Consider the following 21,697-nt stretch of genomic DNA (forward strand, 5'->3'; position numbering starts at 1 on the left):
GACCTGAGGGGCTTTCGCGTTGTCCGGGGCCGTGAGCGCTTCCGATGCCTCGCCCTCGCGGCTCTTCCCTGCTTCTCACGGTTCGTGTGCTGTCGCGCGAGCGGGAGCACCGTTCGCCGCGGGTTGCGCGGACGGTCCGGGGCGCTGTGAAGTGTGACGATGCTCTCACGCGGGCGCCCGGGGTCGGTGGGGTGCCCGCGCGGAGCGGGTGCGATCAGGCGGCGACGCGGGCCGCGACCATCTTGGCCCGGGCGGCCGCGTCGTCGAGGGCCTTGCTCCGGGACGCCTCGAAGAGCGGGACCAGGTCGGTCATCGCCGGGTTGTGCGGGGCCATGGTGAGCTCCGGGACGATGAACTCGACGTCGAGGGCGAGCATGTCGCCGAGCAGGGCCCCCAGGTAGTTCTGCACGTACTCGTAGCCCTCGCGCGGAGTGCCCGGCGCGTACGAGCCGCCGCGGCTGGCGATGACGGTGACCGGGGTGCCCTTGGCCTTGGAGTCCTCGGCCATGGCGGTGCGCCCCACGAGAGCGATGTTGTCCAGCCATGCCTTCAGGGTCGAGGGGATGGAGAAGTTGTACATGGGGGCGCCGATCAGGATCGCGTCCGCGTTCTCCACCTCCTCGATCAGCTTCAGGCGGGCCGCGAAGGCCTCCGCCTGCCCGGGGGTGTGCGTCTCCGGGGCGGCGAAGCCGGCGCTGTGGGCGTCGGCCGTGATGTGCGGCACGGGCTGCGCGGCGAGGTCGCGGTGGACGACCGTGCCTCCCGGGTGCTGTTCCTCCCAGGCCGCGCGGAAGGCGTTCGCCACGGCGCGCGAGGTGGAGGCGCCGTCGGGGGAGACGGACGAGTCGATGTGGAGGAGGGTGGCCATGGTGGTCTCCAGACAAAAGGGGTGTAAGGGCCGCCTGTTGCAACCAGGGGTGCGCCCGGGTTCCTGGCGGGGTGGTGGAGCGGGACAGGGCAGAGCTGTCGCAGGGAGTCGAGTCCCCCTGGCGGGCTTCTCTTTCGTACCTAACTAGAGATAACACAGGGACTTACTTTTTTTCATCCCCTTGTGGGGACGCAGTACCCTGGCCTCATGGCAGAACCGGGAAGCCACGACGCGGGGCCGTGCCAGAAGGTCGACGACGGCATGACCCGTGTCTTCACGCTGCTCGGAAAGCGGTGGACGGGTCTGGTCGTCGCGGTCCTGCTGCAGCAGCCCGCCCACTTCGCGGATCTGCGCAGGGCGATCCCCGGCATCAGCGAGCGGATGCTCTCCGACCGGCTCACCGAGCTCGGCGCGGCCGGTCTGGTCGTGCGCAAGGTCAACGAGGGCCCGCCGCTGCGGGTTTGCTACGCCCTGACGGAAGCGGGCGCGGCGCTCGAACCCGCCCTCAAGGAACTCGGGGCCTGGGCCGAGCGGTATCTCCCGGAGGGCGGCGCCTGCCGGGAGCGGCTGCCGTAGCCGACGGGACGGGGCTTCTCCGGGGCCGTGGGCGGAGTTGTCCACAGGGTCTGACGCGTTTTCCCGACCGCCTGTAGCGTCAGCACGAGTTGATGTTCGTGCGCGGGGGAGGCGGTCGTGATGACCGAGATCGGTACGGCGGGGGCGGAACGGCGGACGGCGCCGGCGGGACGGGCCGGGCTCGTCGAGCAGGCCGGACCGGTGCCGCAGGAGCACCTGGAGCAGTCTCGGGGCGGCGTGCACGTGCCGGTGGCCGGCGACGGCTCCGTGCCGCGGTCCGGGCACCTGTCCTCGCACGGGGGCGCCCCGGCGGACGAGATCTTCGGGGTACGGGAGTTCGCGGTCCCGGGATTCGCCGCCCGGCCCCTGAAGGGTTCGCCCAAGCAGGAGGGGAAGGCCCTGCGCGGGCGGGTCCCGCGCGCGGCGCACGCCGAACTCCCGCTGGACACCGACCGGCCGGACGCCGTGACCGCGGTCGAGGAGTCCAACCGCGGCCGGATCCCCGAGCTCACCCCGATCCGCGTCGGCAGGATGGCGGCCACACCCTTCGCGTTCCTGCGCGGCAGCGCGGGCCTCATGGCGTACGACCTCGCCCGCACCCCGATGACCGGCGTCGGCGCCCAGATCTGCGGCGACGCCCACGCGGCGAACTTCGGCCTGTACGGGGACGCCCGCGGCGGCCTGGTCATCGACCTGAACGACTTCGACGAGACGGTGCACGGCCCCTGGGAGTGGGACCTCAAGCGGCTCGCCACCTCGCTCGTGCTCGCGGGCCGGGAGGCCGGGGCCGACGAGGACACCTGCCGGGCCGCCGCGCGCGACTGCGTGGGCGCGTACCGCCGCACCATGCGCCTGCTGGCCCGACTGCCGGTCCTGGACGCCTGGAACGCCATCGCCGACGAGGAACTCGTCTCCCACACCGACGCCCACGACCTCCTCGGCACCCTGGAGCGCGTCTCCGAGAAGGCGCGGGCCAACACCAGCGGGCGCTTCGCCGCCAAGTCGACCGAGGCGGTCGAGGGCGGTGGCCGCCGCTTCGTCGACGCGGCACCCGTGCTGCGCCGCGTCCCCGACGGGGAGGCGGCCGCGGTGGCGGCTTCCCTTGAGCACTATCTGACGACCGTCTCCGAGGACCGTCTCCCCCTGCTCGCCCGCTACGCCGTGCACGACGTCGCCTTCCGGGTCGTCGGCACCGGCAGCGTCGGCACCCGCTCGTACGTGGTGCTGCTCCTGGACCACCGCGGCGAACCGCTGGTCCTCCAGGTCAAGGAGGCCCGCGCCTCGGCGCTGCTCCCGCATCTGGCGACCATCGGCCACCCGATGCCCGAGGTGGCCCACGAGGGCCGCCGTGTCGTCCTCGGCCAGAAGCGCATGCAGGTCGTCAGCGACATCCTGCTCGGCTGGACCTCGGTCGACGGTCTGCCCTACCAGGTACGCCAGTTCCGCAACCGCAAGGGCAGCGTCGACCCCGCCGCCCTGCCCGCCGACCACGTCGACGACTACGGCCGTATGACCGGCGCTCTGCTGGCCCGCGCCCACAGCCACAGCGCCGACCCGCGCCTGATAGCCGGGTACTGCGGCAAGAACGAGGAACTGGACGAGGCCGTCGCCTCCTTCGCCGTCGCCTACGCGGACCGCACCGAGGCGGACCACGCGGCCCTGACCGCCGCGGTCCGCAGCGGACGGATCGCCTCCGAGCCGGGGGTGTGACCGGGCCGGGGACGGCGACCGGCGAGGTTCCGGCGTCGGTTCGGGCGCCGGGATGATCGGGGTGCTTGGGGTCAATGGGGTCGTTGTGGCCGGTCAGGTGGCTGTAGGGGCAGGGAAGGCAGTGATCCCCGGGGGAGTGTGGCCTACGCTGGTCGGGTGACGACCCCGGAAGCCGATCAGAGCCAGTCCGAGCCCGCCTCCCAGGAGGGCCGGGAGCACTCCGGTGCCCCGGAGGGCGAGACGCCCCGTGCCTCCCTCGGCGACGCCGGCCGCACCACCGACGCGGAGGGCACGGCGGGCGCGGACGCCGCTTCCGGCGCCCCGACCGGGTCCCGGACCGAGGGGCAGGGCGAGCAGCGGGCCGACGGGCGGGGCGAGGCCCCGGCCGCCGACGCGGGCCGGAGCCCGGCCACAGGCGGGGACGACCGGCCCGAGGCGCGTCTGGAGCGTGCCGTGCGAGCGGCCGAGCAGGCGCTGATCGAGTTCGAGATCGCCGTGGAGACCTTCCGCGTCGAGGTCGACAACTTCTCCCGGCTGCATCACCAGAAGCTCGGTCCGATGTACTCCCGCCTCGACGAGCTGGAGGCCCAGATCGCCGAGGCGCGTGCCGCGCGCACGGGCGACCCCGAGGACATATTCAAGGCGCACGAGGCCCGGGCGCGGGTCATGCCCATGCCCGGCGTCGAGGAGCTGTTCCACGGCTGGATGGACTCCGACGGCCTGTTCCCCGAGGCCGTGGCCATGCTCACGGACCAGCCCGTCCGGCCCCCGCAGCGGGTGCGTCCGAGCGAGGAGGCCCGCAAGCTGTTCCGCGAGCTGGTGCGCAAGGCCCACCCGGATCTCGCGCAGGACGACGGCGAGCGCAAGCGGCGTGACGAGTTCATCGTCCGCGTGAACGCCGCCTACGCCCGGGGCGACGAGGCGCTGCTGCGGGAGCTGGCCGCGGAGTGGGCCGCGGGTCCCGCGCCCGAGGAGTGGAAGCCGAGCCGCAGCGAGGAGCTCTACGCCCGTCTCGAATGGCTCTCCCAGCGCAAGGAGATGCTCACCCTGGTCGCCCGCGAGCTGGAGGAGAGCGCCATCGGCGCCATGCTCAAGCTGGCGCCGGAGGACCCGGACCGTCTCCTGGAGGAGATCGCCGAACAGCTGCTGACGCAGGTCGGTGAGCGCGAGCACGAACTGGCGACGCTGATCTCCCAGGCTCCCTGAGCTTCACCTCGGCGCGGTCGGGTAGCGTCACAGGCATGAGTTTCGGAGCTGGTGTGCCCACGGTCGGGGTCGGCGATCTCGCGGCCGACGACTTCCTGCTGGACGTCCGCGAGGACGACGAGTGGGAGGCAGGTCATGCCCAGGGGGCGCTGCACATCCCGATGAGCGACTTCGTCGCCCGGTTCGGCGAGCTGACCGAGGCCGCCCCGCAGGACGGCCGGGTCAACGTGATCTGCCGCTCCGGCGGACGTTCGGCCCAGGTCACCATGTATCTGGTCCAGCAGGGCATCGACGCCGCGAACGTCGAGGGCGGCATGCAGATCTGGGAGGCCTCCGGCCGTCCGGTGCTGAACGCCAAGGGCGAGCCCGGCTTCGTGCTGTAGCGAGGTCCCAGCCGCCCCGGGGACCGTCCGGGGCGGGGACCTTCCCCCCCTGGTGGCGGGGACCCGTGACGGTGGCGTCGGGGACCGCTCAGCCCAGGGAATGGGCCGCCAGCAGGTCGCCGAGGGCCTCCTCGTGCGCCGCCGCCGGGCCGAGCGACAGTTCCAGGTGCTTGGCCCAGGCGTGGTACCGGTGCAGCGCGTACTCGGTGTCGGCCCCGAAGCCCCCGTGCAGATGCTGGGCGGTCTGCACGACCCGGCGTACGCCTTCGGACGCCCAGATCTTGGCCACGGCCACGTCACCGCCGGCCGGCAGCGCCCCGTCCGCCCCCGAGCCGATCCGCCATGCGGCCTGCCAGAGCGTCGCCTCCATCGCGCGCAGGTCGATGTAGCGGTCGGCGGCCTGGACGGCGACCGCCTGGAACGTGGCGACCGGGAACCCGAACTGCTCGCGCCGGCTCGTGTACGCGCTCGTCATCCGGAGCACCTCCTCCCCGAGTCCGAGCGCCAGCGCGCAGGTCCCGGTGGCCAGTAGCTCGCGCAGCCACTCCCAGGCGCCCGGCGCGTCGATGACGTCCCCGGCGGCGATCTTGGCGGACTCCAGCCGCAGTTCGCCGAGCCGCTCGCCGGTCGTGGAGATCTGCTCGGCGAGTACGACGCCTTCCCGGCCGCGGGGCACCAGGGCGAGGACGGTCCGGTCGGCGTCCGTGTGCGCGGGCACGACGACCAGGTCGGCGTCGAAGGCCCAGGGCACCGCCGTCTGCACGCCGTCCAGCACCCAGTCCGTACCGTCCCGCCGGGCGGTCACCGCGCGCTCGGCGGGGTCGTGACCGGTCCTGCCGCCGGCGGCGACGGTCAGCACGAGTTCGCCCCGTCCGGCCCGTGCCGCGACCGACGTGCTCAACTCCTTGCCGCCGTAGCGTTGGACGGCCGCCGTCGCCGCGCTGTTCTCCAGCAGCGGCACCCGTGCCAGCACCCTCGCCGACTCCCGCAGCACGAGACACAGCGCGATCGCGTCGAGGCCCGCCCCGCCGGTCTCCTCGTCGAGCAGCAGGCTCAGCAGGTCCGCGTCGGCAAGTTTCGCCCACAGGGCCCGGTCGAAGTCCTCGGCCACCGCGCCCGGGGTGAGCGCGGGACTGGGCACTGCGTCGGGGGAGACGTCGGCGAACACCCCCCGGGCCGCCTCGGCCGCCGCCTGCTGCTCCTCGGTGAAGGTGAAGTCCACGATCCCGTCCTCCCGCACGCCGGACCGACGACCAGACGGAGAGCCTGATCTGACGGTGCGTCAAGATAGAACAGGTTCTACGAGAAGGGAACGGCCGACGGACGGCCGCTCCTCCCCGGATCGCGGATCCTCAGCGGTCGAAGTCCAACTCGACCTTTTCCGTGGCGGGATGGGACTGGCAGGCCAGGACGTAGCCGGCCTCCGTCTCCTCCGGTTCCAGCGCGAAGTTGCGGTCCATCCGCACCTCGCCGGAGACGAGGAACGCCCGGCAGGTGCCGCAGACACCGCCCTTGCACGCGTAGGGCGCGTCCGGGCGGTTGCGCAGGACCGCGTCCAGCAGCGACTCGCCGTCCTGGACGGGCCAGGTGCCGCCGCGTCCGTCGAGCCGCGCGGTCACGGTGCTGTGCGCGGGAGCCGGGACGGTGGAAGGAGCCGTCGGGGCGGCGTCCACGTGGAAGATCTCCTGGTGGATGCGGGTCCTGGACACCCCGAGCCCGCGCAGGGCCCGCTCGGCGCCCTCCACGAGCCCCAGCGGCCCGCACAGGAACCAGCCGGCCACCCGGCCGACGGGCAGCAGCGCCGGAAGAAGCCCGGTCAGCCGCTCCTGGTCGAGTCTGCCGGACGGCAGCCCGGCCTGCTGCTCCTCGCGGGAGAGGACCGTCACCAGCTGGAACCGCTGCGGATAGCGGTCCTTGAGGTCGGCGACCTCCTCCAGGAACATCGTGGAGGCCGTCGTGCGGTCGCTGCGGATCAGGCAGAAGCTCGCGCCGGGCTCCCGTGCCAGCAGGGTCGAGACGATCGACAGCACCGGGGTGATCCCGCTGCCGCCCACCACCGCCGCGTACAGGCCGGCCGAGGGCTCCAGCGTGAAGCGGCCCGCGGGAACCATCACGTCCACCTGGTCGCCGACGGCGATCTCCTTGAGCGCGTACGTCGAGAACGCGCCTCCGTCGACCAGACGCACTCCGACCCTCAGGGTGCGCGGCGCCTCGCCGTCGGGGGCGGGTGCCGGCGAGCAGATGGAGTACGTGCGGCGGATCTCCGTGCCGTCGGCCGTGCGGCGCAGCGCGAGATGCTGGCCGGCGGCGTGCCGGTAGTCCTCGCGCAGTGCGGCGGGCACCGCGAAGGTCAGGGCCACGGAGTCGTCGGTGATCCGGTCGACCGCGGCCACCGTGAGCGGGTGGAAGCGGGCCATCACAACTCCTTGAAGTGGTCGAACGGTTCGCGGCAGGACAGACAGCGGCGCAGCGCCTTGCACGCGGTGGAGGAGAAGCGGCTGAGCAGTTCCGTGTCGGCCGATCCGCAGGACGGGCAGCGAACGGGCTCCGGCTCGGCCGTGGCCGTCCGGGTCGGTCCGAGGTCGAGGGCCACCGGTCCCGCGGGGCGGGTGCCGCGCGGTGGCGCTATCCCGAACTCCCGCAGTTTGCGGCGGCCTTCGTCCGAGATGTCGTCGGTCGACCAGGCGGGGCTGAGCACCGTGCGCACGGACACCTCGCGGATGCCGTGCTCGTGCAGCACCCGCTCGATGTCGCTGGACATGGCCTCGACGGCCGGGCAGCCGGTGTAGGTCGGGGTCAGTTCGACCTCGACGCTGTCCGTGCCGCGGACGTGGACGGCCCGCAGGACACCGAGGTCCTCCAGGGTGAGCACGGGCAGTTCGGGATCGAGCACGGAGCCGGCCAGCCGGCGCAGCTCCTCCTCCAGGGCGGTGGCCGTCACCATGACGCCCCCGGGTGGCTGCGGTGCAGGTGCTGCATCTCGGCGAGCATCCGTCCGAAGGACTCGGTGTGCAGGCCCTGGCGTCCGGCGCCGGCCGTCCAGGCCCCGGACCGGGGGCCTTCGGGGACCGTCAGGGTCGCGCGGCGCAGGATCGCCCCCACGGACTCCAGCCAGGCGGTCCGCATGCCGTCCCAGTCGATGTCCACGCCGTCGAGCGGCTGGAACATCTCGTCGGTGAAGCGCCACAGCGCCTGGCAGGCGCGGCTCATCCGCTCGTGGCTCTCGGCCGTGCCGTCGCCGAGGCGCAGGGTCCACTGCTCGGCGTGGTCCTGGTGGTAGGCGACCTCCTTGACGGCCTTGGCCGCGAGGGGGGCGAACTCGCCGTCCCCGGAGGCCAGTTCCGCGTACAGGAGCCGCTGGTAGGTGGAGAAGTAGAGCTGCCGGGCGATGGTGTGCGCGAAGTCGCCGTTGGGCTGCTCGACGAGCTGGAGGTTGCGGAAGGCGCGCTCCTCGCGGAGATACGCCAGCTCGTCCTCGTCACCGGCCATGGAGAGCAGCACGCGGGCCTGGCCGAGCAGGTCCAGCGCGATGTTGGCCAGGGCGACTTCCTCTTCGAGGACCGGCGCGTGGCCGGCCCACTCCCCCAGGCGGTGCGAGAGCACCAGGGCGTCGTCGGCGAGGGCCAGTGCGGCGGCGGTGTTCACGGTGAGGGTCACAGGTGCTTCACCCCTTCCGGGATCTCGTAGAACGTCGGGTGGCGGTAGGGCTTGTCCGCGGACGGCTCGAAGAACGGGTCCTTCTCGTCGGGCGAGGAGGCCGTGACGGCGGCGGACGGGACGACCCAGATCGAGACGCCCTCGCCGCGGCGCGTGTACAGGTCGCGGGCGTTGCGCAGGGCCAGCTCGGCGTCCGGCGCGTGCAGGCTGCCGGCGTGGGTGTGCGAGAGCCCGCGGCGCGAGCGCACGAAGACCTCCCACAGCGGCCAGTCGGTGTTCGTCATGCTCAGCTCGCTCCTGTCTCACCGGTCGTGCTCGTCGAGCCGACGGCCTGGCTCGTGTGCTTGTCCGCGTAGGCCGCGGCCGCCTCCCGTACCCACGCGCCTTCCTCGTGGGCGCGCCGGCGCTGGGTGATCCGCTGGTCGTTGCACGGGCCGTTGCCCTTGAGGACCTCCCAGAACTCCGTCCAGTCGATGGCACCGAAGTCGTGGTGTCCCCGCTCCTCGTTCCACACCAGGTCGGGGTCCGGCAGGGTCAGGCCGAGCGATTCGGCCTGGGGGACGGCGATGTCGACGAAACGCTGGCGCAGTTCGTCGTTCGAGTGGCGCTTGATCTTCCACGCCATCGACTGGGCGGAGTGCGCGGATTCGTCGTCGGGCGGGCCGAACATCATCAGGGAGGGCCACCACCAGCGGTCGACCGCGTCCTGCGCCATCGCGTGCTGCTCGGGGGTGCCCTGGCTCAGGGCCAGCAGCAGCTCGTACCCCTGGCGCTGGTGGAAGGACTCCTCCTTGCACACGCGGATCATGGCGCGCGCGTACGGGCCGTAGGAGCAGCGGCACAGGGGGACCTGGTTGGTGATCGCCGCGCCGTCCACGAGCCAGCCGATGGCGCCGACGTCCGCCCAGGTCAGGGTCGGGTAGTTGAAGATCGAGGAGTACTTCTGGCGGCCGGAGTGCAGCTTGTCGAGCAGTTCGTCGCGGCCGACGCCGAGCGTCTCGGCCGCGCTGTACAGATACAGCCCGTGTCCCGCCTCGTCCTGGACCTTCGCCATCAGGATCGCCTTGCGGCGCAGGGAGGGCGCGCGCGTGATCCAGTTGGCCTCCGGCTGCATGCCGATGATCTCGGAGTGGGCGTGCTGCGCGATCTGGCGGATCAGGGTGGTGCGGTAGGCGTCGGGCATCCAGTCGCGGGGCTCGATGCGTTCGTCGGCGGCCACCGCGGCGTCGAAGACCACCTCGTATGCCGCTGTGCGCGCCGCTTCGTCGGCGGCTTCGTCCGCCTGTGTGCGGGCCGTTTGGTGCGCTGATGCTGTCGCCATGCGGTCCCCCTCGACCTCTCGCTCCCGACCGACCGATCGTTCGGTCCATTCGCAACAATGGTCGGTCGAGCGCCGTACGGTGTCAACCGCTGTGGATAACCTCGTGCGCGTGGGCGGGGCCGTAGGGGCACCTGGCGCTGTGCCGGACGGTCGGCTCCGCGTACGGTTCGCCGGCCGACGTCGTGGTGCGAGGCGACGTGGCGGTACGGTGCCCGCAGTCCGGCGGCCGGCAGCCGGATCCGGGATCGTGGATCGGGGCGGGATGGACGCGAGGGACGAGGGCGCGAAGCGGGAGCCGGGGTCGGTCGCGCCCGAGGAGGGCGCGCCCGGCGGTGCCGGTGCCGCCGGCGGTACGGCGCTTCCCGGCCAGCGGCCCGCGGACGATCCGCCCGGCGAGGTCCCGCGAAGTGGTCCGGAGGATTCCCCGGAGCTCGGCGGCGGGCCTTCGGGCGCAGGGTCGGCGTCGGCGCCCCGTCCGGAGCCCGAGGCGCCCGGATCCCGGGCGGCCGGGACCGATGCGACGGAGCCCGATGCGGCAGAGCCCGAGGCAGGTGCGACCGCCGAAGGCGGGTCCGGGGCGGCTCAGGCCGATGCGGTCGGGCGCGAAGCGGGTGTGATTGGACAGGGCTCGGCCGAGGGAAGCGTCGCCGGGGCGGCTGAGTCCGATGTGGCCGGGCGTGAAGCGGGTGTGATTGGACAGGGCTCGGCCGAGGGAAGTGCCACCGGTGAGCCTGAGTCCGATGTGGTCGGGGCCGAGGTAGGTACGGTCGGGTTCGGCGGGGGCGGGGAAGACGTAGCCGCAGGTGACGACGAAGCCGGGCGGTCCGAAAGTGAGGCTCGGGCGGGGATCGCCGCCTTGTCGCTGCCCCATCAGATCGTCGCCGCCCTCGCCCTGGCCGCCGTGGCCGTCCTCGCCTGTGTGCATCTCGGGATGGTGTTCCTGCACATCGCGCCCGCGAACACGGTGACGAAGCAGCACAGCCGCGCGATCGACGACTGGATCTACCCCGAGTTCGAGCAGAACTGGAAACTGTTCGCTCCCAACCCCTTGCAGCAGGACATCGCGGTCCAGGTCCGTGCCCTGGTGCGTAGCGCGGACGGCACCAGCCGCGAGACCGGCTGGTACGACCTGTCCGCCCTCGACGGGCTGGCCATCGACGGGAACCCGCTGCCGAGCCACACGCAGCAGAACGAACTGCGCCGCGCCTGGGACTTCTATGTAGGGACGCACGACGGCCAGAACCGCGCCGTCGGCCTGCGCGGTGATCTCTCGGAGCGCTATCTGCGCCGCATCGGCGTGCTGCGCCTCGACCGCGAGCACGCGGGCGGCGACAGCGCCGTCGTCGAACGGGTCCAGTTCCGCTCCCTGACCACGGACGTGCCGCCCCCGAGCTGGAGCGGCGAGAAGCTGTCCGACCGCCCCGTCGTCCGTGAGCTGCCCTGGTGGGCCGTTCCCGGGAGCGACCGCGCGGGCGGCCTGACGGAGGCGAGTGCCCGATGAACGGATGCGCCGCGACCATCACGCGCGGGATCGCCCGGGTCACCGAGGCCGCGCTCGGCCCGTACCAGAGCGCCGTGATCCGCATCGGCTTCGCCGCCACCTGGATGCTGTTCCTGCTGCGCGAGTACCCCCACCGCCAGGAGATGTACGGGCCCGACGGGCCCTGGAACCTGGGTCTCGCCCGGCAGCTCGTGGACAGCAACCACGCCTTCACGATCCTGCTGTGGTCCGACAGCCAGGTGTGGTTCGAGACCGCCTACGCCCTCGCGGTCCTCTCCGCCGCCCTGCTGCTGGTGGGCTGGCGCACCCGCGCGACGTCGGTGCTCTTCATGATCGGCGTGCTGTCCCTGCAGAACCGCAGTGTCTTCATCGGGGACGGCGGGGACAACGTCATCCACCTGATGGCGATCTACCTCGTGTTCACCCGCTGCGCCCAGGTGTGGTCGCTCGACGCGCGGCGGAACCGTTTGGTCGGCGAGGCACGCGCGCGTGGGGACCGGCCCGGGCCCGACCGCGGAGGCCCCGCCCTGTGGGCCGGCCTCGGGCTCGCGCTGGCGGTGGCGACGGGCGCGGGACGCATCGAGGGGGGTGTCCTGGGCGGCTGGCTCACGGTCTTCTGGGGACTGTGGACGGTGCAGGCCCTGTGGTGGGCCGCCGGCCGCCTCGCCCGCACCGCGCAGCCGCGCATCCTGCTGGACGTCATCGCCAACATCGTGCACAACGCCGCCCTGATGATCATCATGGCCGAGGCGTGCCTGATCTACGCGACCGCCGGCTGGTACAAGATCCAGGGTTCCCGCTGGCAGGACGGCACCGCCGTCTACTACCCGCTCCACCTGTCGTCCTTCTCCCCGTGGCCCGCGCTGTCCGAGCTGATGTCCGAGCACGGCACGATCGTGCTGCTGGTGACCTACGGAACGGTCGCCATACAGGTCGCCTTTCCCTTCACCCTGTTCAACCGGCGGGTCAAGAACGTCCTGCTGGCGGTCATGATGACCGAGCACGCGGTGATCGCCGTGGTCCTCGGGCTGCCGTTCTTCTCGCTCGCGATGATCGCCGCCGACTCCGTGTTCCTGCCCACGTCCTTCCTCCTGTTCCTGGGCGCACGGGCGGCACGCGCGCGTGGGCGGCTGTTCTCCCGCCGGGGGCCCGTGCTGCCGGGGCCCAGGGAGCCGGATCCGGGCGTTCCGGAGGAGCCCGAGCACCCGCACGTAGGCTTCACCGCATGAACGACCCGGTACGTGTCTGGCGCCAGCTCTCCGACGACTCCGTCCTGCTCGACGGCTTCCACGCCCTCAAGCACGCGGTGCGCTTCGGAGCGAGCGTGCGGCTGGCCGTCACGACCGACCGGGGGGCTGCCCTCGCGCTGGCCGACGAACTCGCCCCGGACGTACGCGCCGCGCTCGACGGGCTGCTGACCGAGGTCCCGGAGCCGGTGTTCGCCACCCTCGTGCCGCGTCCGCATCCCACCTCGGTGGCGGCTCTCGCCGTACGTCCCTCCCGGGCCGCCAACCTGGAGGCGCTGGCCCGGGCCCCCCGCACCGCGCCCGTGGTCGTCCTCGACGATCCGCGCAACCTCGGCAACGCCGGTGCGGTGATCCGGCTCGCGGCCGGCTTCGGCGCGACCGGGGTGGTCACCACGGGCACGCTCGACCCCTGGCACCCGACCGTCGTACGGGGAGGGGCCGGTCTGCACTTCGCGACCGCCGTGGAGCGCCTGACGGTGGACGGACTGCCGGGCGGCCCGGTCTTCGCGCTCGACCCCGAGGGCGAGGACATCCGGGGGACGAGGCTCCCCGACGACGCCCTGCTCGCCTTCGGTTCGGAGCGCAGCGGGCTGTCCGCCGAGCTGCGCTCCCGGGCCGACCATCTGGTCTCCCTGCCGATGCGCCCCCAGGTCTCCAGCTACAACCTCGCGACCAGTGTGGCCATGACGCTGTTCCACTGGAGCGCCCCGGGCGGCGCACCGGCCTAGTGCCGCGGCTGCCGCGGCACCGGATCCTTCCGAGGGGGCTCACGCCTCCCGGCGTACCTCGATCACCCGGAAGCGGTTCGCCACGAACGCCCCGTCGCACAGTGCCGCGTTGGCCGCGGCGTTGCCGCCGGAGCCGTGGAAGTCCGAGAACGCGGCCGTCTGGTTGACGTAGACCCCGCCGGTGAGGTTCAGGGAGAGCTGGGCGCACTCCTCCAGGCAGGCCTCCTGCACCTCGCGCTCGAACGCCTCGTCGGTGGTGTACGCGCCGACGGTCATCGCGCCCTTGTCCCGGGTGGTGCGGCGCAGGAGCTCCACGGCGTCCGCGGCGGAGTCGACCGCGACGGCGAAGGAGACCGGGCCGAAGCACTCGCTCATGTAGGCGGCCTCGTCGTCGCCGGCGTTCTCCCAGTACTTGCGGGAGCCGTCGAGCTTCACCATCAGCGGCGAGCGCACGACGGCGCCGGGGAACTCCGGGTTGTCGATCTGCCGTGAGGGCAGGGCGACTTCGCCGAGTCCGGCGGCGGCCTCCAGGCGGGCCTTCACGTCCGGGTTCACGATGGCGCCGAGCAGCGCGTTCGCGCGGGCGTCGTCGCCGAGGAGTCCGCCGACCGCCTTCGCGAGATCGGCGACGACCTCGTCGTAGGACTTGTGGCCCTCGTCCGTGGACACGCCCTCGCGCGGGATCAGCAGGTTCTGCGGGGTCGTGCACATCTGGCCGCTGTAGAGCGACAGGGAGAACGCCAGGTTGGACAGCATCCCCTTGTAGTCACCGGTCGACTCCACGATCACCGTGTTGACGCCGGCCTTCTCCGTGTAGACCTGCGCCTGGCGGGCGTTGGCCTCCAGCCAGTCGCCGAAGGCGGTGGAGCCGGTGTAGTCGATGATGCGGATCTCGGGGCGGGTGGCCAGCGTCTTGGCGATGCCCTCGCCGGGACGCTCGGCGGCCAGCGCCACCAGGTTCGCATCGAAGCCGGCCTCGGTGAGCACGTCGCGGGCGACCTGCACGGTGAGCGCGAGCGGGAGCACCGCGCGCGGGTGGGGCTTCACCAGGACCGCGTTGCCCGTGGCCAGGGAGGCGAAGAGGCCCGGATAGCCGTTCCACGTCGGGAAGGTGTTGCAGCCGATCATCAGCGCGATGCCGCGCGGGACGGGCGTGAACTGCTTGGTGAGGGCGAGCGGGTCGCGCTTGCCCTGGGGCTTGCTCCACTCCGCGGTGCCGGGGGTGCGGACCTGCTCGGCGTACGCGTAGGCCACCGCTTCGAGGCCGCGGTCCTGCGCGTGCGGGCCGCCCGCCTGGAACGCCATCATGAAGGCCTGGCCGCTGGTGTGCATGACCGCGTGCGCGAACTCGTGGGTGCGGTCGCTGATCCGCTTGAGGATCTCCAGACACACCACGGCGCGGACCTCGGCGCCCGCGTCGCGCCAGGCGCGCTGCCCCGCGCGCATGGCGGGCAGCAGGGTGTCGATGTCCGCGTGCGGGTACGTGACGCCCAGCTCGATGCCGTACGGCGAGACCTCGCCCCCGACCCAGTCGTCCGTGCCGGGCTGCCCCAGGTCGACGCGGGTGCCCAGGAGGGCGTCGAAGGCGGCCTTGCCCTCGGCCATGCCCAGGCTGCCGTGCTCGCCGTACGCCTTGGGGTGCTCGGGATGCGGGGACCAGTACGCGCGTGTGCGGATCGCTTCCAGCGCCTGATCGAGGGTGGGACGGTGCTGGGCGATCAGCTGGTGCGCGGTGGTTTCGGCGGCCATCAAGGACCAACTCCTCGTCTCAAGAGCTCCTCGTCGAGCTCGCGAGCTGGGCAGGAATGGACAGTCAGGGTTAGAGTAACCGAACGATCGGTCGGGACAAGGGGGTCCGCCGCATCTGTGGAAAACGTCGTGCGGGAGGATCGCGCACATGACAGCACTCGACCTCAGCAGCCCCGTGGCAGTCGTCGGTACCGGCACCATGGGCCAGGGCATCGCCCAGGTCGCGCTGGTGGCGGGCCACCCCGTGCGGCTCTACGACGCGGCTCCCGGGCGTGCCGCCGCGGCGGCCGAAGCGATCGGCGCCCGGCTCGACCGGCTCGTCGCCAAGGACCGGCTCACCGGTGCCGAACGGGACGCCGCGCGCGCCCGTCTCCGGCCCGCCGAGAGCCTCGCCGACCTCGCGGACTGCACGCTCGTCGTCGAGGCGGTGCTCGAAGAACTCGACGTCAAGCAGAAGCTGTTCGGCGACCTGGAGGACATCGTCGGGGACGACTGTCTGCTGGCCACCAACACCTCCTCGCTGTCCGTCACGGCCATCGGCGGCGCGCTGCGCAACCCGGGCCGGCTCGTCGGGCTCCACTTCTTCAACCCGGCGCCGCTGCTGCCCCTCGTGGAGGTCGTCTCCGGGTTCGCCACCGACGTCACCTCCGCCACGCGCGCGTACGAGACGGCCCGCGCCTGGGGCAAGACCCCCGTCGCCTGCGCGGACACCCCGGGGTTCATCGTCAACCGCATCGCCCGGCCCTTCTACGCCGAGGCGTTCGCGGTCCACGAGTCCCAGGCCGCCGACCCCGCCACCATCGACGCGGTGCTGCGCGAGTCCGGCGGTTTCCGGATGGGCGCCTTCGAACTCACCGACCTGATCGGCCAGGACGTCAACGAGTCCGTCACGCACTCCGTGTGGCGGTCCTTCTTCCAGGACGTGCGCTTCACCCCCTCGCTCGCCCAGCGGCGGCTGGTCGAGTCGGGCCGGCTCGGCCGCAAGGCGGGGCACGGCTGGTACGACTACGGCGACGGCGCCGAGGCCGCCGAGCCGCACACCGCGGAGAAGGCGCAGCCGCCCGCGTACGTCGTCGCCGAGGGCGATCTGGGCCCCGCCGCCGATCTCCTCGCCCTGATCCGCGAGGCGGGCATCCAGGTCCGGGAGGACGAGGAGGACCACGGCACCCGGCTGGTGCTGCCGGGCGGCGGCCAGCTGGTCCTCGCCGACGGCCAGACCTCGGTGGAGTTCCGCGACGTCGTCTACTTCGACCTCGCGCTCGACTACCGCAAGGCCACCCGGATCGCCCTGTCGACGTCCCAGGAGACCGCTCCCCAGACGCTCTCCGAGGCCATCGGCCTCTTCCAGGCGCTGGGCAAGGACGTCAGCGTGATCGGGGACTGCCCCGGCATGATCGTCGCCCGCACGGTGGCCCGGATCGTCGACCTCGCGTACGACGCGGTCGCCAAGGGCGTGGCCACCGAGGAGGACATCGACACCGCGATGCGCCTCGGCGTCAACTACCCCCTCGGCCCCTTCGAGTGGAGCCGCCGGCTCGGCGCGAACTGGTCGTACGACCTCCTGGACGAACTGCACGTGCGCGACCCCTCCGGACGCTACGCGCCCTCGCTGGCGCTCTACCGCCACGCGTACGCCGACGAGAAGCGGGAGGGCGCCCAGTGACCACCGCCAAGCGCGACACGTACACCCCCGAGACGCTGCTGTCCGTGGCCGTCCAGGTCTTCAACGAGCGCGGCTACGACGGCACGTCCATGGAGCACCTGTCCAAGGCGGCCGGCATCTCCAAGTCGTCGATCTACCACCACGTCGCGGGCAAGGAGGAGCTGCTGCGGCGCGCGGTGAGCCGGGCGCTCGACGGCCTCTTCGAGATCCTCGACGAGGAGCACGCGCGCGTGGGACGGGCCGTGGAGCGCCTGGAGTACGTGGTCCGGCGCATGGTCGAGGTGCTCACCTCCGAGCTGCCCTACGTGACGCTGCTCCTGCGGGTGCGCGGCAACACGGACACCGAGCGGTGGGCCCTGGAGCGGCGCCGCGACTTCGACCACCGGGTCGCCGAGCTCCTGAAGGCCGCGGCCGCCGACGGGGACGTACGCGGTGACGTGGAGGTCAGGCTCGCCACCCGGCTGGTCTTCGGGATGATCAACTCGCTCGTCGAGTGGTACCGCCCCGACGCGCGGGGCATGGGCGCGCGTGAGGTGGCCGACGCCGTGGTGGTGCTGGTCTTCGGAGGGCTCCGCCGGGAGTCGTAGGCCCCTGGTGCGGTGCTGTGGCGCGGGCCGGTGGTCCGGCCCGCGTCAGCCCTCCGGTTCCAGGTCCTCCTCCTCGAAGACCAGCAGCGTCCTGCTGCTGAGCACCTCCGGGATGGCCTGGAGCCGGGTGAGGACCAGCTCGCGCAGGGCCCGGTTGTCCGGCGTGTGCACCAGCAGCAGCACGTCGAAGTCGCCGCCCACCAGGGCGATGTGCGAGGCCCCGGGCAGCACCCGCAGCCGCTCCCGCACCGTGCGCCAGGAGTTCTGCACGATCTTGAGGGTGATGTAGGCCGAGGTGCCCTGCCCCGCGCGCTCGTGGTCGACGCGCGCCCCGAAGCCGCGGATCACCCCGTCCTCGATCAGCCGGTTGATCCGCGCGTAGGCGTTGGCCCGCGAGACGTGGACCCGCTCGGCCACCGAACGTATGGAGGCACGGCCGTCCGCCTGGAGCATGTGCAGGATGTCCTGGTCGATCGCGTCGAGCGGACGGGCGGGCGGCACGGAGGGTCCGGCCTCCGGCGGCTCGGCCATTTGTTCAGGTGCCATGTCCCCCCGCCTCCCTACCATGGACGTAATGCATCCATCTCAGGCCGCGCAGAACCGTTTGTCCACAGCCTGGCGGCGCCTGTAGCCAAAATGTGCCGACGACCGAACAATCGGTAGGTGAGGCGCATCACACCCGTGTCGCGTCCGAAGCCGCTCCCACGAGGAGGTGCCGTCATGACGGTCATGGAGCAGCGAGGGGCCTACCGGCCCACGCCGCCGCCCGCCTGGCAGCCCCGCACCGACCCCGCGCCGCTGCTGCCCGACGCGCTGCCCCACCGCGTCCTCGGCACCGACGCCGCCGCCAAGGTCGACCCGGACCTGCTGCGCCGCCTCCACACGGAGCTGGTGCGCGGCCGGCGGTACAACGTGCAGGCCACCGCTCTCACCAAGCAGGGCCGTCTCGCCGTGTACCCGTCCAGCACCGGCCAGGAGGCCTGCGAGGTCGCCGCCGCGCTCGTGCTGGAAGAGCGCGACTGGCTCTTCCCCAGCTACCGCGACACCCTCGCCGCCGTGGCCCGCGGCCTCGACCCCGTCCAGGCGCTCACGCTCCTGCGCGGCGACTGGCACACCGGCTACGACCCGCACGAGCACCGCATCGCGCCCCTGTGCACCCCGCTCGCGACCCAGCTCCCGCACGCCGTGGGCCTCGCGCACGCCGCCCGCCTCAAGGGCGACGACGTGGTCGCGCTCGCCCTGGTCGGCGACGGCGGCACCAGCGAGGGCGACTTCCACGAGGCGCTGAACTTCGCCGCCGTGTGGCAGGCCCCCGTCGTCTTCCTCGTGCAGAACAACGGCTTCGCCATCTCCGTGCCGCTCGCCAAGCAGACCGCCGCCCCGTCGCTGGCCCACAAGGCCGTCGGCTACGGGATGCCCGGCCGCCTGGTAGACGGCAACGACGCGGTCGCCGTGCACCAGGTCCTGAGCGAGGCCATCGCCCACGCGCGCGCGGGCGGCGGTCCCACCCTGGTCGAGGCCGTGACGTACCGCATCGACGCCCACACCAACGCCGACGACGCCACCCGCTACCGGGTCGACTCCGAGGTCGAGACCTGGCGCGGCCACGACCCCGTCGCCCTGGTGGAGCACGAGCTGACCGAGCGCGGACTGCTCGACGAGGCCGCCCTCCAGGCGGTGCGCGACGGCGCCGAGGCGATGGCCGCGGACCTGCGGGAGCGCATGAACCAGGACCCGGTGCTCGACCCCATGGACCTGTTCGCCCATGTGTATGCCCAACCCACTCCTCAACTGCTTGAGCAGGAGAGCCTGTTGAGGGCGGAGCTGGACGCCGAGGCGGACGGCACGCCCGGAGCGGGCCCGCACGGCCCGGAAGGAGCCGGGCGATGACCACGGTTGCCCTCAAACCGGCCACGATGGCGCAGGCGCTCGGACGCGCCCTGCGTGACGCCATGGCCGCCGACCCGACCGTCCACGTCATGGGCGAGGACGTCGGCACCCTCGGCGGTGTCTTCCGGGTCACCGACGGGCTCGCCAAGGAGTTCGGCGACGACCGCTGCACGGATACCCCCCTCGCCGAGGCGGGCATCCTCGGCGCGGCCGTCGGCATGGCCATGTACGGTCTGCGGCCGGTCGTCGAGATGCAGTTCGACGCGTTCGCCTACCCGGCGTTCGAGCAGCTCCTCTCGCACGTGGCGAAGATGCGCAACCGCACGCGGGGCGCCATGCCCCTGCCCATCACCATCCGCATCCCCTACGGCGGCGGCATCGGCGGGGTCGAGCACCACAGCGACTCCTCCGAGGCGTACTACATGGCGACCCCGGGCCTCCACGTCGTCATGCCCGCGACCGTCTCCGACGCCTACGGACTCCTGCGGGAGGCCATCGCCTCGGACGACCCGGTGGTCTTCCTGGAGCCCAAGCGCCTGTACTGGTCGAAGGATTCCTGGAACCCGGAGGAGCCGCCGGCCGTTGAGCCGATAGGCCGCGCCGTGGTGCGGCGCCCCGGCCGGAGCGCCACGCTGATCACGTACGGGCCGTCCGTGCCCGTCTGCCTCGAAGCCGCCGAGGCGGCGCGGGCCGAGGGCTGGGACCTCGAAGTCGTCGACCTGCGCTCCCTGGTGCCGTTCGACGACGAGACGGTCGCGGCGTCGGTGCGGAGGACCGGACGAGCGGTCGTCGTGCACGAGTCGGGCGGCTTCGGAGGACCGGGCGGGGAGATCGCGGCCCGCGTCACGGAGCGCTGCTTCCACCACCTGGAGGCGCCGGTGCTGCGCGTCGCCGGGTTCGACATCCCGTATCCGCCGCCGATGCTGGAGCGGCACCACCTGCCCGGCGTCGACCGGATCCTGGACGCCGTGGGACGTCTGCAATGGGAGGCGCAGAGCTGATGGCACAGGTGCTGGAGTTCAAGCTCCCCGACCTCGGGGAGGGACTCACCGAGGCGGAGATCGTCCGCTGGCTGGTGGAGGTCGGTGACGTCGTCGCCGTCGACCAGCTCGTCGTCGAGGTCGAGACGGCCAAGGCGATGGTCGAGGTCCCCTGCCCCTACGGCGGTGTGGTCACCGCCCGCTTCGGCGAGGAGGGCACGGAGATGCCCGTCGGGGCGCCGCTGCTGACCGTCGCCGTGGGCGGCCCGGCCGAGGACGGCGGGACCGGGACCGGGGCCGGCGCGGACGAGCGGAGCGACGAGGGCTCCGGGAACGTGCTGGTGGGCTACGGCACGGGTGCGCCCCCGGCGCGTCGCCGCAGGGTGCGTCCCTCCGGCGGGCCCGCGGCCGGAGGACCTGCCGGGGCACCCTCCCGCGCGGGCGCGGGCACCTCGCCCTCCCGCCCGGAACCGACCCGCTCCGAGCCGGTCCGCTCCGAGCCCGTCGCCGCCGTACCGCCGGCCGCGGCAGGCATGTCGCGGGGCGGCCGCAACGGTGTCGCCCCTGGGCGGGGCGAGGGTCCCGTGCCGGTCATCTCGCCCCTGGTGCGACGGCTCGCCCGGGAGCACGGTGTGGACCTGCGGCAGCTGGAGGGATCCGGTCCCGAGGGGCTCATCCTGCGGGCCGACGTCGAGTACGCGTTGCGCGCGGCGTCCGCCGGGCGGGTCCGGCCGTCCGTCACCGCGGCACCGGGGCACGCTCCGGCCGCCGGTTCCGGTGCGCCCGCCGCTGAGCCCTCGTACGACGGCCTCACCGGCCGGACGACCGCGTACGCGGACATCACCTCGGTCGTGCCCGGTGCGGCCGGTGTCTCCCGGGGCGCCGCCCCGCAGGGCGTCCGTGTGCCCCTCAAGGGCGTTCGCGGCGCCGTCGCCGACAAGCTCTCGCGCAGCCGGCGCGAGATCCCCGACGCGACCTGCTGGGTGGACGCCGACGCCACCGAGCTCATGCAGGCACGCAGGGCGATGAACGCGGCAGGCGGTCCGAAGATCTCGCTGCTGGCCCTGCTGGCCCGGATCTGCACCGCGGCGCTGGCCCGGTTCCCCGAGCTCAACTCCACGGTCGACCTGGAAGCCCGCGAGATCGTCCGGCTCGGCCAGGTGCACCTGGGCTTCGCGGCCCAGACCGAGCGCGGGCTCGTCGTCCCCGTCGTGAGGGACGCGCACACACGGGACGCGGAGGGGCTGAGCGCGGAGTTCGGCCGGCTGACCGAGGCGGCCCGCACCGGGACCCTGACGCCCGCGGACCTCACGGGCGGCACCTTCACGCTGAACAACTACGGCGTGTTCGGCGTCGACGGTTCCACGCCGATCATCAACCACCCCGAGGCGGCCATGCTCGGCGTCGGGCGCATCATCCCCAAGCCCTGGGTCCATCAGGGCGAGTTGGCGGTGCGTCAGGTCGTGCAGCTCTCGCTCACCTTCGACCACCGCGTCTGCGACGGCGGTACGGCGGGCGGTTTCCTGAGGTACGTGGCGGACTGCGTGGAACAGCCGGCGGTGCTGCTGCGCACTCTGTAGGAGGCGGGACCCGGTCGCACCGGCACCCGCGCCGTGCCCCGAGGGTGGCAC

At 72.7% G+C, this 21,697-nt stretch carries 21 protein-coding genes; 12 read left to right on the forward strand and 9 right to left on the reverse strand.

The features are described 5' to 3' along the window. Positions 1–214: 214 nt before the first annotated feature. Positions 215–868: an FMN-dependent NADH-azoreductase gene (locus ACFWI4_RS33080; protein ID WP_387203869.1), complete on the reverse strand. Its 654-nt coding sequence runs from the start codon at positions 866–868 to the stop codon at positions 215–217. A 207-nt stretch (positions 869–1,075) separates the two neighbouring features. Between ACFWI4_RS33080 and ACFWI4_RS33085 the strand changes: the two genes are divergently transcribed. From ACFWI4_RS33085 to ACFWI4_RS33100, 4 genes are all read left to right on the forward strand, one after another. Continuing rightward, positions 1,076–1,444, forward strand: a complete 369-nt coding sequence (locus ACFWI4_RS33085; RefSeq protein ID WP_387203872.1) for a winged helix-turn-helix transcriptional regulator — start codon at positions 1,076–1,078, stop codon at positions 1,442–1,444. Positions 1,445–1,564: 120 nt separating this feature from the next. Further along, positions 1,565–3,154, forward strand: a complete 1,590-nt coding sequence (locus ACFWI4_RS33090) for a DUF2252 domain-containing protein (RefSeq protein ID WP_387203875.1) — start codon at positions 1,565–1,567, stop codon at positions 3,152–3,154. Positions 3,155–3,310: 156 nt separating this feature from the next. Further along, the gene (locus tag ACFWI4_RS33095; RefSeq protein ID WP_387203877.1) at positions 3,311–4,360 is read left to right on the forward strand and encodes a hypothetical protein; all 1,050 of its coding nucleotides are present in this window, start codon (positions 3,311–3,313) and stop codon (positions 4,358–4,360) included. 35 nt (positions 4,361–4,395) lie between these two features. Beyond that, entirely contained in the window at positions 4,396–4,743 is a 348-nt protein-coding gene (locus tag ACFWI4_RS33100) for a rhodanese-like domain-containing protein (RefSeq protein WP_385397482.1), read from the forward strand. An 88-nt stretch (positions 4,744–4,831) separates the two neighbouring features. Here the strand turns inward: ACFWI4_RS33100 and ACFWI4_RS33105 are convergent, their stop codons facing one another. From ACFWI4_RS33105 to paaA, 6 genes are all read right to left on the reverse strand, one after another. Then, positions 4,832–5,965 (reverse strand): acyl-CoA dehydrogenase family protein, encoded by a 1,134-nt coding sequence (locus tag ACFWI4_RS33105; RefSeq protein WP_387203880.1) that lies wholly within the window; start codon positions 5,963–5,965, stop codon positions 4,832–4,834. A gap of 130 nt (positions 5,966–6,095) precedes the next feature. Continuing rightward, positions 6,096–7,160, reverse strand: a complete 1,065-nt coding sequence (locus tag ACFWI4_RS33110) for a 2Fe-2S iron-sulfur cluster-binding protein (RefSeq protein ID WP_387203883.1) — start codon at positions 7,158–7,160, stop codon at positions 6,096–6,098. Then, positions 7,160–7,687: a 1,2-phenylacetyl-CoA epoxidase subunit PaaD gene (gene paaD, locus ACFWI4_RS33115; RefSeq protein ID WP_387203886.1), complete on the reverse strand. Its 528-nt coding sequence runs from the start codon at positions 7,685–7,687 to the stop codon at positions 7,160–7,162. Before paaD ends, ACFWI4_RS33110 begins: the two co-directional genes overlap by 1 nt. Then, on the reverse strand, positions 7,681–8,400 hold the full coding sequence (gene paaC / locus ACFWI4_RS33120) for a 1,2-phenylacetyl-CoA epoxidase subunit PaaC (RefSeq protein WP_387203889.1): 720 nt from the start codon (positions 8,398–8,400) through the stop codon (positions 7,681–7,683). Before paaC ends, paaD begins: the two co-directional genes overlap by 7 nt. Next, the gene (gene paaB / locus ACFWI4_RS33125; protein ID WP_164372737.1) at positions 8,397–8,684 is read right to left on the reverse strand and encodes a 1,2-phenylacetyl-CoA epoxidase subunit PaaB; all 288 of its coding nucleotides are present in this window, start codon (positions 8,682–8,684) and stop codon (positions 8,397–8,399) included. The genes paaC and paaB overlap by 4 nt, the downstream gene beginning before the upstream one ends. 2 nt (positions 8,685–8,686) lie before the next feature. Beyond that, entirely contained in the window at positions 8,687–9,721 is a 1,035-nt protein-coding gene (paaA, locus tag ACFWI4_RS33130) for a 1,2-phenylacetyl-CoA epoxidase subunit PaaA (protein ID WP_387203892.1), read from the reverse strand. 856 nt (positions 9,722–10,577) lie between these two features. Between paaA and ACFWI4_RS33135 the strand changes: the two genes are divergently transcribed. From ACFWI4_RS33135 to ACFWI4_RS33145, 3 genes are read left to right on the forward strand one after another with little or no spacing between them, the layout of a single operon-like run. Then, positions 10,578–11,222 (forward strand): DUF5819 family protein, encoded by a 645-nt coding sequence (locus ACFWI4_RS33135; protein WP_387203895.1) that lies wholly within the window; start codon positions 10,578–10,580, stop codon positions 11,220–11,222. After that, positions 11,219–12,451, forward strand: coding sequence for an HTTM domain-containing protein (locus tag ACFWI4_RS33140; protein WP_387203898.1), 1,233 nt, complete (start codon positions 11,219–11,221; stop codon positions 12,449–12,451). Before ACFWI4_RS33135 ends, ACFWI4_RS33140 begins: the two co-directional genes overlap by 4 nt. After that, positions 12,448–13,197, forward strand: coding sequence for a TrmH family RNA methyltransferase (locus ACFWI4_RS33145; RefSeq protein WP_385397465.1), 750 nt, complete (start codon positions 12,448–12,450; stop codon positions 13,195–13,197). The genes ACFWI4_RS33140 and ACFWI4_RS33145 overlap by 4 nt, the downstream gene beginning before the upstream one ends. Before the next feature lie 39 nt (positions 13,198–13,236). Here the strand turns inward: ACFWI4_RS33145 and paaN are convergent, their stop codons facing one another. Continuing rightward, complete coding sequence (paaN, locus tag ACFWI4_RS33150; RefSeq protein ID WP_387203901.1) at positions 13,237–14,946, reverse strand: phenylacetic acid degradation protein PaaN; 1,710 nt, start codon at positions 14,944–14,946, stop codon at positions 13,237–13,239. A 148-nt stretch (positions 14,947–15,094) separates the two neighbouring features. Here paaN and ACFWI4_RS33155 point away from each other — a divergent pair, with 148 nt between their 5' ends. Beyond that, positions 15,095–16,609 (forward strand): 3-hydroxyacyl-CoA dehydrogenase, encoded by a 1,515-nt coding sequence (locus ACFWI4_RS33155; RefSeq protein WP_385397461.1) that lies wholly within the window; start codon positions 15,095–15,097, stop codon positions 16,607–16,609. After that, entirely contained in the window at positions 16,606–17,196 is a 591-nt protein-coding gene (locus ACFWI4_RS33160; protein ID WP_387203904.1) for a TetR/AcrR family transcriptional regulator, read from the forward strand. Before ACFWI4_RS33155 ends, ACFWI4_RS33160 begins: the two co-directional genes overlap by 4 nt. A 45-nt stretch (positions 17,197–17,241) precedes the next feature. On the opposite strand, the gene ACFWI4_RS33165 is transcribed toward ACFWI4_RS33160, so the two are convergent. Beyond that, entirely contained in the window at positions 17,242–17,727 is a 486-nt protein-coding gene (locus ACFWI4_RS33165) for an Lrp/AsnC family transcriptional regulator (RefSeq protein WP_385397672.1), read from the reverse strand. Positions 17,728–17,916: 189 nt separating this feature from the next. Here ACFWI4_RS33165 and pdhA point away from each other — a divergent pair, with 189 nt between their 5' ends. The 3 genes from pdhA to ACFWI4_RS33180 are packed head-to-tail and all read left to right on the forward strand — an operon-like array spanning position 17,917 to position 21,646. Continuing rightward, on the forward strand, positions 17,917–19,086 hold the full coding sequence (pdhA, locus tag ACFWI4_RS33170) for a pyruvate dehydrogenase (acetyl-transferring) E1 component subunit alpha (protein ID WP_385397457.1): 1,170 nt from the start codon (positions 17,917–17,919) through the stop codon (positions 19,084–19,086). Further along, positions 19,083–20,087: an alpha-ketoacid dehydrogenase subunit beta gene (locus ACFWI4_RS33175; RefSeq protein WP_385397455.1), complete on the forward strand. Its 1,005-nt coding sequence runs from the start codon at positions 19,083–19,085 to the stop codon at positions 20,085–20,087. The genes pdhA and ACFWI4_RS33175 overlap by 4 nt, the downstream gene beginning before the upstream one ends. Beyond that, complete coding sequence (locus ACFWI4_RS33180; protein WP_387203938.1) at positions 20,087–21,646, forward strand: dihydrolipoamide acetyltransferase family protein; 1,560 nt, start codon at positions 20,087–20,089, stop codon at positions 21,644–21,646. The genes ACFWI4_RS33175 and ACFWI4_RS33180 overlap by 1 nt, the downstream gene beginning before the upstream one ends. Positions 21,647–21,697 lie beyond the last annotated feature (51 nt).

This window comes from Streptomyces sp. NPDC127038 (genome assembly GCF_042725875.1).
Taxonomy (GTDB): Bacteria; Actinomycetota; Actinomycetes; order Streptomycetales; family Streptomycetaceae; genus Streptomyces.

Coding starts and splice junctions, on each gene's coding strand:
- ACFWI4_RS33080 (WP_387203869.1), bottom strand. CDS start 868: ATGGCCACCCTCCTCCACATCGACTCGTCCGTCTCCCCCGACGGCGCC.
- ACFWI4_RS33085 (WP_387203872.1), top strand. CDS start 1,076: ATGGCAGAACCGGGAAGCCACGACGCGGGGCCGTGCCAGAAGGTCGAC.
- ACFWI4_RS33090 (WP_387203875.1), top strand. CDS start 1,565: ATGACCGAGATCGGTACGGCGGGGGCGGAACGGCGGACGGCGCCGGCG.
- ACFWI4_RS33100 (WP_385397482.1), top strand. CDS start 4,396: ATGAGTTTCGGAGCTGGTGTGCCCACGGTCGGGGTCGGCGATCTCGCG.
- ACFWI4_RS33110 (WP_387203883.1), bottom strand. CDS start 7,160: ATGGCCCGCTTCCACCCGCTCACGGTGGCCGCGGTCGACCGGATCACC.
- paaD (WP_387203886.1), bottom strand. CDS start 7,687: ATGGTGACGGCCACCGCCCTGGAGGAGGAGCTGCGCCGGCTGGCCGGC.
- paaB (WP_164372737.1), bottom strand. CDS start 8,684: ATGACGAACACCGACTGGCCGCTGTGGGAGGTCTTCGTGCGCTCGCGC.
- paaA (WP_387203892.1), bottom strand. CDS start 9,721: ATGGCGACAGCATCAGCGCACCAAACGGCCCGCACACAGGCGGACGAA.
- ACFWI4_RS33140 (WP_387203898.1), top strand. CDS start 11,219: ATGAACGGATGCGCCGCGACCATCACGCGCGGGATCGCCCGGGTCACC.
- ACFWI4_RS33145 (WP_385397465.1), top strand. CDS start 12,448: ATGAACGACCCGGTACGTGTCTGGCGCCAGCTCTCCGACGACTCCGTC.
- paaN (WP_387203901.1), bottom strand. CDS start 14,946: ATGGCCGCCGAAACCACCGCGCACCAGCTGATCGCCCAGCACCGTCCC.
- ACFWI4_RS33155 (WP_385397461.1), top strand. CDS start 15,095: ATGACAGCACTCGACCTCAGCAGCCCCGTGGCAGTCGTCGGTACCGGC.
- ACFWI4_RS33165 (WP_385397672.1), bottom strand. CDS start 17,727: ATGGCCGAGCCGCCGGAGGCCGGACCCTCCGTGCCGCCCGCCCGTCCG.
- pdhA (WP_385397457.1), top strand. CDS start 17,917: ATGACGGTCATGGAGCAGCGAGGGGCCTACCGGCCCACGCCGCCGCCC.
- ACFWI4_RS33175 (WP_385397455.1), top strand. CDS start 19,083: ATGACCACGGTTGCCCTCAAACCGGCCACGATGGCGCAGGCGCTCGGA.
- ACFWI4_RS33180 (WP_387203938.1), top strand. CDS start 20,087: ATGGCACAGGTGCTGGAGTTCAAGCTCCCCGACCTCGGGGAGGGACTC.